Source organism: Jutongia hominis, from assembly GCF_014384965.1.
Classification (GTDB): Bacteria; Bacillota; Clostridia; order Lachnospirales; family Lachnospiraceae; genus Butyribacter; species Butyribacter hominis.
Genome location: NZ_JACRSW010000001.1, coordinates 38,116 through 51,275 on the forward strand (window position 1 = coordinate 38,116; position 13,160 = coordinate 51,275).

A 13,160-nucleotide genomic window follows, 5' to 3' on the forward strand; every position below is an offset into this window, starting at 1 on the left:
GCTTACTCTTCTCCGTTCTGCTTATCGATCTCAACGATATTTTCTTTCTTCATAGGAATTCTACAATTCTTGTTATTACCGAATTCAACAATAACAACTTCATCCATAATATCAATCACAACACCGAAGAATCCACTTGTTGTTAAAATGCTGTCGCCTACTTCCAAAGATGATACCAAAGAATCATGTTCTTTTTGTTTCTTCTTCTGCGGGCGGATTGCAAAGAACCAGAAAATACCGATAATTGCCGCATAAAGAACAACGATCGATACTATATTGGTTCCACCTGTTGCCTGACTTCCTAAAACTGAAACTAAACTCATTTTGTTTCCTCCTTCATCTGCTCTAATTTCTTTTTCTTATATTCCTTAAAACATTTGTGTTCAATGGCATCACGGATCTCTTCCATCATTGTATTATAAAAATACAGATTATGTGTTACCATCAGGCGTAGTCCTAAGGTTTCTTTCGCCTTTAGCAAATGTCTGATATAAGCACGACTGTAATGCTTGCAAACCGGACAATCGCAAGTCTCATCTAACGGACGATCATCAAGCTCATATTTTGCATTCAAAAGATTCATCTTGCCATGGTTCGTATAGGCATGACCATGTCTTCCGTTTCTTGCCGGATAGACGCAGTCAAAGAAATCAACACCACGCTCCACAGCTTCTAATATATTAGCAGGCGTTCCGACTCCCATCAGATACGTTGGTTTATTTTCCGGCAGATACGGTACCGTCTTTTCAATGATATCATACATTTCCTGATGTGTCTCTCCTACCGCCAGACCACCAAGAGCATATCCGTCTAAATCCATGTCGGCAATCCGTTTGGCATGCTCCATGCGAATATCTCCAAATGTGCCACCCTGATTAATTCCAAAAAGAAGCTGGTTCGGATTAAGTGTATCTTCTAACGAATTCAGACGTGCCATTTCTTTTTTACAACGTTCTAACCAGCGTGTTGTACGATCCACCGAATTTTGCATATATTCTCTTGTTGCCGGATGTGGCGGACATTCATCAAATGCCATTGCGATCGTCGATGCAATATTCGACTGAATCTGCATACTTTCTTCCGGGCCCATAAAAATCTTCTTTCCATCAATATGCGAATGAAAATAAACGCCCTCTTCTTTTATCTTTCGAAGTCCCGCCAGAGAAAACACCTGAAATCCACCGGAATCCGTCAACACAGGGTTGTCCCAGACCATAAATTTACGAATTCCACCCATTTTCTTTACAACATCATCTCCGGGACGTACATGCAGATGATATGTATTAGACAAAACAATCTGTGTTTTCAGATTCAAAAGATCTGTCGTTGCTACCGCGCCTTTCATCGCACCAACTGTCCCCACATTCATAAAGACAGGAGTCTGTACCGTTCCGTGAACGGTTTCTAACTGACCTCTCTTGGCACTGCCATCTTTACAAAGAATCTTATACATATATATCCTCTCTTCTGTCATACACATTTTTCTGTGTAAGATCGTAACCTCTTGCCATTGTTCTTAAAAACGAACCTCTTTATATCACACACAAATAATGCGATAATACCACCGACAGCACATTCTGTCAACCGTATACTTTTTTGCTGACTGCCCATCTCCTTGCAAAAACGATCTGCCTATCGGTCAAAATAATCCATGATCAGCTTGACAACAAAGATGATCAATATGACAGGAAGTAAAAAGACAACGAAAATCTTTAATGCCAATGCAAGAATCGCAAGAACAACCGCTATGATCACAATACCGATGATCCAGCGTTTGATCTGTTCTGCTTTCGAATATCCTGTGTCTTCTTCCGACCAGCTATTACTACCTGACTCGTCGTGATATTCGGAATGTTCTCTGCTGTATTCGCTTCTTGCCTTCTCTGTATAATAATCTGCCATCGGACCTTTGGAAGCCTTATATGCTTCTATGATCGTTCTGGCGATCAGACGCGGATCACCAAGTTCCTGTATCACTTCCTGCTCTGAACCGTCAGCATTATCAAAATAATTGCGATAAAAAGTAACATTTTCTTCTACGTCTTCTAATGGGATACAGCCTTCGAGACTTTCCCTTAAAATCGAAAGAAATTCTATTCTGTCCATCCTGACCTCCTCGTATCGCCTCTCTATCAAACCTTTTTTGTTCCCTGCCTTTTAGAAAGAAAAGACACCCATGCATATAAATTGTATGGCTGTCTTTTCTTTTTATGAAGTATCCGTAACTTTCGTTTTCAATACTTCTAACTTTCATTTTAAACGATCAGTCTGACGATCGTTTCTGCATGAAATACATTATTTTGCTTTTCCAACAGAACCGAAAAGTTCCATCTTCTCTTTTACAGTAGCTTTGATTGCTTCTGCACCTGGAGCAAGAAGTTTACGTGGGTCAAATCCCTTTCCTTCTAAGTCCTTACCTTCTTCGATATACTTACGTGTAGCCTCCTGGAATGCAAGCTGACACTCTGTATTTACATTAATCTTAGCAACACCAAGAGAAATCGCTTTCTTGATCATATCCGCAGGAATACCTGTACCGCCATGAAGAACTAATGGCATATCACCTGTCTTAGCCTGAATGGCATCTAATGTCTCAAAGCTTAAACCAGCCCAGTTTTCAGGATATTTACCATGAATATTACCGATACCTGCTGCAAGCATTGTAACACCAAGATCAGCGATTGCTTTACATTCATCAGGATCAGCACATTCACCGGCACCGATAACACCATCTTCTTCACCACCGATAGAACCAACTTCTGCTTCCAAAGAGATACCAAGGATATCACATGCATGAACTAACTGTGTTGTCTTTTCGATATTCTCTTCGATCGGATAATGAGAACCATCAAACATGATTGAAGAAAAACCTGCATTGATACAAGCCTTTGCACCTTCAAATGAACCATGATCTAAGTGAAGAGCAACCGGCACGGTAATGTTTAATTCTTCAAGCATACCTTTTACCATACCTACGATTGTCTTATAACCACACATATATTTGCCGGCACCTTCTGATACACCAAGAATAACCGGTGACTGTAATTCTTCTGCTGTAAGTAAAATGGATTTTGTCCACTCTAAGTTATTGATGTTAAACTGTCCTACTGCATACTTTCCTGCTTTTGCTTTTGTAAGCATTTCTTTTGCTGATACTAACATAATATAACCTCCATCTTTTGATTTACTCTCTATGAGCCTGTCTGTTTTCCTCATAAACAAACTTTATTATATACTATTTTTTCTAAAAAGGGAATAGATATTATAATATCTTTTGGATCCGGTCGATCTGGTCGATCGTCTTTTGGTATCCTTCTTCGTAAGTCTGTCGAAGAACACTGACATCTTCTTCATAACTGTTTAATGCATGATCCGGACGGATAATGATTCCCTTTCCTTCTTTTTCAAGCTGTTCACAGGCTTTTACCGATTCATTATATTTCTTATACCGTTCACAAAGTGCTTTTGCAATCATCGGATATTTATGGCGGATGATGCGTGCCACGGTTCTGTCGGAACGCTTACATTCCTTTTGAAAGCCTTTGGGCTGTGTCAAAACCATCAAAGCCCTGTCATTCCCATCAGCTAAAACTTTATCGATCGGAATGGGATTGGACAAACCGCCATCATAATATTTACGTCCCTGTACCTCGATTGCCGGGAATGCAACCGGAAGTGCACAACTTGCACAGATTGTATCGAAATTATGATCCACATCTTTTTGCGTAAAATATTTCACTTTACCGGTAACAGCATCGGTTGTTGTGATCAAAAATTTACCGGAATACTCTGAAAATGTTTTCATATCAAACAGATCGATCTTATTGGGAATATCACGAAAAACAAACTGAATTCCGAAAATGCTCTTTTGCCTGATCAGATTGCGTTTTCCAACATATCTTTTATCGTTTCGATATTTTTCAAACACTCTGATATTACGTCCTTTCTGCTTGGAAATATAAGAAGCTGCATCTGCTGCTCCCGCTGAAACACCTATACAATAAGGAAAGTAAATCTCTTTTTCCAAAAGAGCATCCATCACTCCACAACTAAAAACTGCCCGAAAAGAACCACCTTCAAAAAGAACACCTGCCATTTTTGCTCACTCCTTTATTTGAATTTCTGTCATCAGCAGATCTTATCCGTCTTCTTTTGCAATATTTCTGCAATTGTCTTACGAAGTATCTGAGAATCAATTGGTTTGGATAAATGTACATTGATTCCTGCCTTTTCTGATTTTTCTCTGTCTTCATCATATGCATTTGCAGTCATCGCAATGATCGGAACGCACTTCGCATCCGGTCTGTCTAACTTACGAATATTACGTGCAGCTTCCAGACCATCCATGACCGGCATACGGATATCCATAAATATGATATCATACATACCGGCATCCGACTGCTCAAACATTTCAAGACCAATCTTTCCGTTGTCTGCACAATAAATCTGTGCTCCCTGATTTTTAAGCATTTTGCTAAGAATCATCTGATTGATCGGATGATCTTCTATGATCAGCACATTTTTTCCTTCTAAAAGCACTTTTTCCGTTTCAAACTGCTTTTTCGGTGTACTGTTCTTATCTGCTTCTTCAAACGACAGATTGATCAGGAATGTCGTTCCAATATTTTTTTCACTCTTAATCTCGATATTTCCATTCATTTTATTGATAATACCATACGCAATTGCAAGTCCGAGACCGGTACCTTCTACCGGGTGTTGTGCCATTCGCTCTTCCTGCATAAAAGGTTTGAATAGATTCTTTTGAAACTCTTTGCTCATCCCAATGCCATTATCTGCTACTTCAAACCGGCAGTTGATCTTATGATCCTGTCTGTTTGTCTGCATCGAAAGCAGAATTTTTCCACCATGCGGTGTAAACTTGACTGCGTTTGAAATAATATTAATAAAAATCTGATCTAAACGAAGTTTATCAACATAAATATCCGGAAAATCTTTTCCTGCTGCGATCAATAATGTGATATTCTTTTGTTTGCATAATGTCTGGACATAATTTTGCATATTCATCAAAAAGTCTTTCAGATTATAACGTACCGGATGCAGCTTAAACTCGCCGCTTTCAATTTTTGACATATCAAGCACATCATTAACCAGATGTAAAAGATGTTTCCCTGACACTTCGATTTTATTCAGATAATCTAAAAGAACTTCCCTATTATCTATCTCAGACTTTGCTAAATCGGTCAGTCCAAGCACAACATTCATCGGTGTACGAATCTCATGACTGACGGTTGCAAGAAATTCTGATTTGGCATTATTCGCCTGTTCTGCCAGATTCAAAGCAGTCTCTAACTGCCGTTTCTTCTCGCGTTCTCTGCTGACAACCGATTCTACATCCACCTGATTAACCGCAATTATATTTTTCTTGGAATCAACATACCGATAAGAGAGGTTCTTGCGGTGTATGGTTCCATCATTTGGATTGAGCATATCAACTTCTGTACGATACACGGTTTTTAACCGCAGACGTTTCTGAATCTCTTCCATTGAGTTGTTCCATACTCTCTTTTCAACATCATCATTCACACAAAACTTTAATAAAGATTGCCGGATCAGTTCCGGATAATTTCCACTAACATATTCTTCTTGGTATTTTCCTTTGTTCTGTTTGCAATAGAAATAGTTATCGGCTTTTGTATAAATAATTCCCGCAAAATCATAATCATTCCCTAAAATAGCTTCCGAAGCACACTTTTCCATATAGGATCGGCTTTCATCCCTGGTATAAAAAAAAGCAACCACATCTAAATTTCCCGGGTGACGAAGTAATTTGCACTCTAACTTCAGGTATAAAGGTGCTTTTGTTGTATAGTCCCTTGCAAAAAAGTTAAACTGACTGTCACTGACCCCACTTTGATACTGTTCTAACAAATATTTTCTCGAAAAACGGTTTGCGTCATTCTGACTGATCCCTATTTCTTCAAACAAACTCTTCATACGGTCGTAATAGGACTTGACCTCCAACAATATCTTATCCGTTATCTTTTTCCCTTTTTCTTCCAGATATTCAATCGTATCTGTTGTCAGATTATAACGGCAATACTCCCATAAAAGATCTGTTCCGTTTTTTACTTTCTGATGTACCTCATCCTGAAACTCTTCCGAATGTCTTCTTTCTTCCATGCTCCGTTCTGTCACATCGTTCAGGATACAGGCTACATGGTCTTTCCGGTCAGGATACACGATAATTTCATAATAACGTTCTTTTTCTCTTTTTAATATATACGTCTTCTTTTGCTGTTTTTGTTTTGCTACTTCACATAATAATGAAAGAAAGCCCTGATCTTTCTTATCCAGCTCCGCTATAATATCTTTAATTCCGATGTTTTCAAAGATTTTCTCTAATGCATGATTATGATATACCATTTGATAATCGCGGTATTCTCCAGTTTTTCCAAAGATAAGCCGAAACATTGCAAATGCCACCGGTGCTTTATCAAAAACGGCACAATGCTGCTGTATATCAACAGTATGCTGCGACAGTATCTCCATTGCTTCTCCTCCATTCCCAGATCATTTTCTCTCCACATCATATCATTTTCCTTGTGATCAGACAACCATAAACTCAGGCCACGGATAATAAGAAATTGACTTAATTTTCGCATTATGGTATACCAAAACAAAAACATAAAATGAAGAAATGAGGATGATTATGTTAATCAAAATATGCGGACTGACAAAAGTAACAGAAGCGGATTATCTGAATGCCAACCATGTAGATTTTGCAGGTTTTGTACTCTTTTTCCCAAAAAGTAAACGAAATATTACGATTGAGCAGGCAAAAGAGATCATGCAGGCACTGGATCCTTCCATTAAAAAAACAGCCGTTGTCGTCAAACCTTCTATCAAACAGATCAGACAGATTGAAGCTGCCGGATTTGACTATATACAGATTCACGGAATGATCGATCCGGCTCTTTTCTCTCAGATCCGGCTTCCGGTTTTAAAAGCCTTTAATGTAAAGGATATGGATACGATTGCTGATTACCGCTTAGATAAAAATGTAGCAGGGTATGTCTTTGATGCGCATGAACCGGGCAGTGGAAAATCTTTTGACTGGTCTATGCTTTCTGATATTCCTCGCGATAATAAACTTTTCTTTCTTGCAGGCGGGATATCAGCAGACAATGTCAAAGAAGCGATTAAAAAGCTTTCACCGGATGGCATTGATGTCTCTACAGGCGTAGAATACAACGCAAGTAACAAGACCGGAAAAGATCCTCAAAAAATAGAAGAATTTGTCCGTATCATACGAACAGAACAAAAAACATATAACCGATTTTCTTTTTATAAGTAATCAGAAAATTTCAAAAGAATGCTTTACAGTCCACTTTTTGTATGGTAAAGTAAAGACAGTTATATGACTGACGGAAGTGGAGAATACCACAGGGAGTATAACTGATATGCAGCCGACCGTCTGGGCAGATTGTCCGGAGGAGTGGGCTTTTTTTATACTTTCAAACAAGAATCTGTTATTTTTGAACCAGAGAGGAGATTTATCATGAACGAGATCCAGTTAAAGTACGGATGTAATCCAAACCAGAAACCCGCAAGAGTATTTATGAAAGACGGAAGCGATCTTCCATTTCAGGTATTAAACGGAACACCGGGATATATCAACCTTTTAGATGCCTTTAACAGCTGGCAGTTGGTAAAGGAAGTAAAAGAAGCTACCGGGCATGTTGCTGCTGCTTCTTTTAAGCATGTCAGTCCCGCAGGTGCAGCGATTGATGTTCCTCTTGATGATACGATGAAGAAGATTTACTTCGTGGATGATGATATCGAACTGACTCCAATGGCAACAGCATATATTCGTGCAAGAGGCGCTGACAGAATGTCTTCTTTTGGTGATTTTGTCGCTCTTTCCGATGAATGTGATGTTGCAACGGCAAAATATCTGAAAACACTTGTATCGGATGGTATCATCGCTCCTTCTTATTCTCCTGAAGCATTAGAAATCTTAAAAGAAAAGAAACGTGGTAATTACTGCGTGATCCAGATCGATCCTGATTATGAAGCTGCTCCGTTGGAGACAAAAGATGTATTTGGTATTACTTTTGAGCAGGGACATAATACAGTAAAAACAACAAAAGAACTTTTCGATAACGTTGTGACAAAGAAAAAGAACCTTACAGAATCTGCTTTACACGATATGATGCTTGCAAACATCATCTTAAAATATACACAGTCGAACTCAGTCTGTTATGTAAAAGACGGTCAGGCGATCGGTATCGGTGCAGGGCAGCAGTCGCGTATTCATTGTACCCGTCTTGCCGGTGACAAGGCAGACAAATGGTTCCTTCGTCAGTCGCCAAAAGCTTTAAATCTCCCATTCCGCGATGATATCCGTCGTCCTGACAGAGATAATACGATCGATGTTTACTTATCCGATGATGATATGGATGTACTTGCTGACGGCATCTGGGAAAACTTCTTTACCGAAAAACCGGAAAGAATGACAAGAGAAGAAAGAGCTGAATGGATCAAGAACTTAGATAATGTTACATTAGGATCCGATGCATTCATTCCATTTAGTGATAACGTAGAACGTGCAAACCGCAGTGGTGTCAAATATATCGCACAGGCAGGCGGTTCTAAGAATGATCAGGCTGTTATTGATGCTTGTGACGAATTTGGAATTACTATGGCATTCACAGGACTTCGTCTGTTCCATCACTAAAATGAGATCCGGTTTCTTTTAAAACCGGACAGAATTTTTATATTTTGACCGAATACATAAAAAGATTTTCATATTATATAAGAGCATTCTGCATAAATCATAATATTGCACAGGCTCAGAAACGGAGAGTATCATGAAACAATTATCTTTAGAAAACGAATTAAAAAGCAACGCTTATCCGGGACGTGGCATCGTTGTTGGTAAAACACCGGATGGCACACATGCTGTCATTGCTTATTTTATCATGGGACGCAGCGAAAACAGCCGCAACCGTGTCTTCGTTGAAGACGGAGCCGGAATCCGAACACAGGCTTTTGATCCTGCTAAGTTAGAAGATCCAAGCCTGATCATTTACGCACCGGTACGCGTCCTTGAAAATAACACGATCGTAACAAACGGAGATCAGACAGATACCATTTATGACTTAATGCAGGAAGGTGCAACCTTTGAACAGTCTCTTCGTACAAGAGAATTTGAACCGGACGCACCAAATTATACTCCTAGAATTTCAGCGATCTTATCCGTAGAAGACGGTGGCTTCGACTATTCGATGTCTATCTTAAAAAGCAATAATGGCAACGGAGATGCTTGCAACCGTTATACTTTTGATTATGAAAATCCGGTTGCCGGAGAAGCACATTTTATCCATACTTATATGCACGATGCAAATCCTCTGCCAAGCTTTGAAGGCGAACCAAAGTTAGTCGATACCATGGACGATATGGACGCTTTTGGTGATATGGTATGGAACAGCTTAAATGAAGACAACAAAGTGTCTTTGTTCATCCGCTATATCAATATCGAAGATGGCAGTGTACAATCTAAGATCTATAACAAAAACAAATAATATTCCGGCTGGAAGTATTCTTTCCCGGAACTGCAAAAGCCCTTCCTATCATAATAATACTATGATAGGAAGGGCTTTTTACTTTGTCATCAACCCTGATTATCCACAAGCTCTTATTGCAAGATGGTACCATCGGTTCCAACGACTGTGACCTGCCATGGGATCATTTTGTCACAATTTTGTAAGGCTACCTTTGCAGCATTTAACAAACCACCACAACATGGAACTTCCATGCGTACAATATGCACACTCTTAATGTCATTTTGTCTAAGGATCTCTGTCAGCTTTTCACTATAGTCAATATCATCTAACTTCGGACATCCGATCACTGTGATCTTGTCACGAATAAAATCATCATGGAAGTTTGCATATGCATATGCTGTGCAATCTGCTGCGATCAAGAGATCTGCACCATCATAATACGGTGCTTTGACCGGCATTAATTTAATCTGTACCGGCCATTGACGAAGTTCTGAAATCACATTCGTTGTATGCTGCGCTGCACTGACAGACGCTTCCGGTGATCGTTTTATCATCTTTGCCTGACTTCCCGGACATCCTCCCTGCGGACGTTCGATCGCTCTTGGCCGGCTTCCCGGGCAGCCTCCCTGTGGGCGTTTGATTGCTTTTGCCTGACTTCCCGGACAGCCTGCTGTCTTCTGCTCTTTTGCTCTCTTTTCCAAATGCTTCCGTACTGCTTCTTCATCATAAGCAGCCGCCTCTCTTTCCACAAAAGAAATCGCCTGCATCGGACAACTTGGCAGACAATCTCCAAGTCCGTCGCAATAGTCATCACGCATTAATTTTGCTTTGCCATCTACAATCGCGATCGCACCCTCATGACATGCCGTTGCACATAAACCACATCCATTACATTTTTCTGTATCAATCTGAATTACACGTCTGATCATTTTCGTATCTCCATTTCTTTTTTATTTGTCTTTTTGTTTTTTATTTTTTATGTGTCTCTTTGATTCTGAAAGTAGTATAACAGCTTCCTATAAAAAACGATGTAACAAATGTTACACCGTTTTAGTCATTTAAAAAAATATATATCCATGATGATATTATCACAAACTGACATTACACCATTCTTTTCTGATCTTTCCTGTTATAAAAGATCTTCCAGGCTTTCTAAATCCCTGATCAAAATATTTTTTCCTTGCAATGCGATCCATCCTTCTTCCGCCATATTTCCGATTTCTCTGGAAAGAGAAGGTCTCGCCACATTCATATATTCCGCCAGCTCTTCTTTTGTCATAGACAAATAAACCATTCCATCTTCACTTGCATGTTCCAGCAAAAAAGAGGCAATCTTTTCTCGAAGACTTCCGGCACTTAACAACCGCAGTCTCTTGTTCAATAGATAGGCTTTTTTTGCAAAAAGCTGTAACAGATTCTTCATTAAACGGATCTCTGCCATCGAATTATCTGCTTCTTTTTCAAAAATGCGACTGTCAATACTTAAAACAGTTGTAGAAACAACTGCCTGTGCTTCCATCTCGAATTCCTTTTTTCCGATAAAAAGATAGATCTCTCCAAAAAGGTCTCCGACCGTTTCAATGCAGGTAAGAACACTCTTTTTCCCACTTGCACTTACTTTGGCGATCACAACCTTTCCCGAAACAAGCACAAACATTCGATTTGCTTTCTGTCCTTGCAAAAAAATGGTTTCGCCTTTGTCATAATGACAGATACGACAGCCATTCTGAGATAAGATCTCCTGTATCTCTTCCTTTGTCATCCCCTTACAAAGCGAACTTTTTGCAAGTATCTGTTCTGGTTCCTTCTCCACTCTTTGCTTCCTCCCTTACAAAATGCACTTTTTCTTATTGCATAATATTCTCTGATATTGCATTCTGTCCCTGCTCTGTTATTCCTAACAATACTATTAGTAAATATATATTTTTCACTATAAAAACCGGGGCATTTTCATGCCATTTCATTTCATGTATTTTTTCTGCTTTTAATATACCTTTTTTAATCTGCGCAGGCAATAGAAAAATGCCGGGATCAGGAAAATATCCGCACAGATCCATGCAACCGGACTTGCAAAGCAGGCAGCCACAAAGCCCCACATTGGTACAAATACAAAACCAACAATGCTTCGTGCAACCATTTCACAAATTCCTGCACAGATAGCCAGAACACTGTATCCCATTCCCTGAATCGTAAAACGGATGATATTGACCAGAGAAAGCGGGAAGAAGAACGCACTGTTGATCAAAAGGAATGTTGTTACGTTGCCAAGGATTGCTTTTTCTGAGGCTTCCATAAAGAGCAATGCCGTATACCGTCCAAAGAAAAATAAGAAGACAAACGCAAGCACTGCATAGATCAATCCAAGCAGACAGCAGGAAAGCATACCTTTTTTCACACGATCAAGCTTACCGGCTCCAACATTTTGTCCGGCATAGGTTGCCATTGTAGATCCCATTGCGTCATATGGGCAGCAAAAGAACATACTTACCTTGCTTCCTGCAGTAATTGCTGCAACTGCCGAAGAACCCAGAGTATTGACCGCAGTCTGTAAAATGACGCTGCCGATTGCCGTGATCGAATATTGTAATCCCATCGGAATTCCCATTCCGCAAAGAATTTTCATATATTTTGTATCCATTTTCCACTCTTCAGGACGGATCTTTAAAATTTCAAATTTATGCTTCATATAGAACAGGCAGCCGATCCCTGATACAGCCTGACTGATCACTGTTGCCCATGCCGCACCGGCAACCCCCATATGAAATGTCAAAATAAACAAAAAGTCCAATCCGATATTTAAAACAGAAGACACGATCAAAAAGAACAATGGCGAACGGCTGTCTCCTAACGAACGGATAATGCCGGATACCAGATTATACAGATAGGTTGCCGGAATTCCTATAAATATAATGAAAATGTATGTATTGGCATCTTCAAAAATATCTGCCGGAGTACGCATCCATGTCATGATCTGTCTGCATAAGATACAGGTTACAATGGTCATGATCACTGCAAAAACAATTGAAAGCCATACGCTGTTTGCCACGAATTTGCGAAGACCTGTCTGGTCTTTTGCTCCAAAACGCTGTGCCACCGGGATTGCAAAGCCATTACAGACACCCATGCAAAAACCAATGATCATAAAATTAACCGATCCGGTTGAACCTACTGCTGCCAAAGCATTGACACCTAAACATCTTCCTACAATGATCGTATCCATCATACTGTAAAACTGCTGAAAAAGCATTCCAAGTAATAACGGAATAAAAAAGCTTACGATCAAACGCATTGGTGAACCTACTGTCATGTCTTTTGTAACGGATTTGCTCATTTTTGCTCCTTTCTGACAAAGCAACCTGTTATCATTGTTTTACCGACAGGTTCTTTCCCTCGTTTTTTCTTTTCCGATATAAGCCTGCTTTTTGTTCAGTCGTTGATCAAAGAGAAATCATATACAATTCCTATGATTTCTTGTAAAGTTTGAAAATTTTTATCAAATCATTTTATCGTTTCCATATATTTCTAACGTATCATATACCAATATATATCTATTTGCAATAGCATTTTTTTGATTTCAAAAAATATTTATTTTTCAGTCTCCTTTGATACATTCATCGTAGAAATTGTATAAAA

General features: G+C 39.3%; 12 protein-coding genes and 1 riboswitch. Of the genes, 3 read left to right on the forward strand and 9 right to left on the reverse strand.

Annotated features, from left to right (window positions below; translation table 11 throughout):
- Positions 1-2 precede the first annotated feature (2 nt).
- The 6 genes from yajC to H8700_RS00235 all read right to left on the reverse strand — a co-directional run bounded on the left by yajC (position 3) and on the right by H8700_RS00235 (position 6,510).
- Complete coding sequence (gene yajC / locus H8700_RS00210; RefSeq protein WP_022141619.1) at positions 3-323, reverse strand: preprotein translocase subunit YajC; 321 nt, start codon at positions 321-323, stop codon at positions 3-5.
- Positions 320-1,453 carry a tRNA guanosine(34) transglycosylase Tgt gene (tgt, locus tag H8700_RS00215; protein ID WP_022141620.1) on the reverse strand — a complete coding sequence of 378 codons (1,134 nt, stop codon included), beginning with the start codon at positions 1,451-1,453 and terminating at the stop codon, positions 320-322. The genes yajC and tgt overlap by 4 nt, the downstream gene beginning before the upstream one ends.
- Before the next feature lie 179 nt (positions 1,454-1,632).
- Positions 1,633-2,106 (reverse strand): DUF1700 domain-containing protein, encoded by a 474-nt coding sequence (locus H8700_RS00220; RefSeq protein WP_249302091.1) that lies wholly within the window; start codon positions 2,104-2,106, stop codon positions 1,633-1,635.
- A gap of 189 nt (positions 2,107-2,295) precedes the next feature.
- A complete protein-coding gene (gene fba, locus H8700_RS00225) occupies positions 2,296-3,162 on the reverse strand; it encodes a class II fructose-1,6-bisphosphate aldolase (RefSeq protein WP_022141622.1) in 867 nt (288 codons plus the stop codon).
- A 100-nt stretch (positions 3,163-3,262) separates the two neighbouring features.
- Positions 3,263-4,096, reverse strand: coding sequence for a patatin-like phospholipase family protein (locus H8700_RS00230; RefSeq protein WP_022141623.1), 834 nt, complete (start codon positions 4,094-4,096; stop codon positions 3,263-3,265).
- 32 nt (positions 4,097-4,128) lie between these two features.
- A complete protein-coding gene (locus H8700_RS00235; RefSeq protein ID WP_249302093.1) occupies positions 4,129-6,510 on the reverse strand; it encodes an ATP-binding response regulator in 2,382 nt (793 codons plus the stop codon).
- Positions 6,511-6,670: 160 nt separating this feature from the next.
- On the opposite strand from H8700_RS00235, the gene H8700_RS00240 reads away from it, so the two are divergent.
- The 3 genes from H8700_RS00240 to H8700_RS00250 all read left to right on the forward strand — a co-directional run bounded on the left by H8700_RS00240 (position 6,671) and on the right by H8700_RS00250 (position 9,545).
- The gene (locus H8700_RS00240) at positions 6,671-7,315 is read left to right on the forward strand and encodes a phosphoribosylanthranilate isomerase (protein WP_249302095.1); all 645 of its coding nucleotides are present in this window, start codon (positions 6,671-6,673) and stop codon (positions 7,313-7,315) included.
- Positions 7,316-7,368: 53 nt separating this feature from the next.
- Positions 7,369-7,448, forward strand: a riboswitch (ZMP/ZTP riboswitch).
- 71 nt (positions 7,449-7,519) lie between these two features.
- Positions 7,520-8,698: a phosphoribosylaminoimidazolecarboxamide formyltransferase gene (locus H8700_RS00245; protein WP_249302097.1), complete on the forward strand. Its 1,179-nt coding sequence runs from the start codon at positions 7,520-7,522 to the stop codon at positions 8,696-8,698.
- Positions 8,699-8,831: 133 nt separating this feature from the next.
- On the forward strand, positions 8,832-9,545 hold the full coding sequence (locus H8700_RS00250) for an IMP cyclohydrolase (protein WP_249302098.1): 714 nt from the start codon (positions 8,832-8,834) through the stop codon (positions 9,543-9,545).
- A gap of 113 nt (positions 9,546-9,658) precedes the next feature.
- Here H8700_RS00250 and H8700_RS00255 read toward each other — a convergent pair whose 3' ends face one another.
- The 3 genes from H8700_RS00255 to H8700_RS00265 all read right to left on the reverse strand — a co-directional run bounded on the left by H8700_RS00255 (position 9,659) and on the right by H8700_RS00265 (position 12,858).
- The gene (locus H8700_RS00255; protein WP_249302100.1) at positions 9,659-10,456 is read right to left on the reverse strand and encodes an ATP-binding protein; all 798 of its coding nucleotides are present in this window, start codon (positions 10,454-10,456) and stop codon (positions 9,659-9,661) included.
- A gap of 200 nt (positions 10,457-10,656) precedes the next feature.
- The gene (locus tag H8700_RS00260; RefSeq protein WP_249302102.1) at positions 10,657-11,340 is read right to left on the reverse strand and encodes a Crp/Fnr family transcriptional regulator; all 684 of its coding nucleotides are present in this window, start codon (positions 11,338-11,340) and stop codon (positions 10,657-10,659) included.
- A gap of 171 nt (positions 11,341-11,511) precedes the next feature.
- Complete coding sequence (locus H8700_RS00265; protein WP_022142280.1) at positions 11,512-12,858, reverse strand: MATE family efflux transporter; 1,347 nt, start codon at positions 12,856-12,858, stop codon at positions 11,512-11,514.
- Positions 12,859-13,160: the final 302 nt, after the last annotated feature.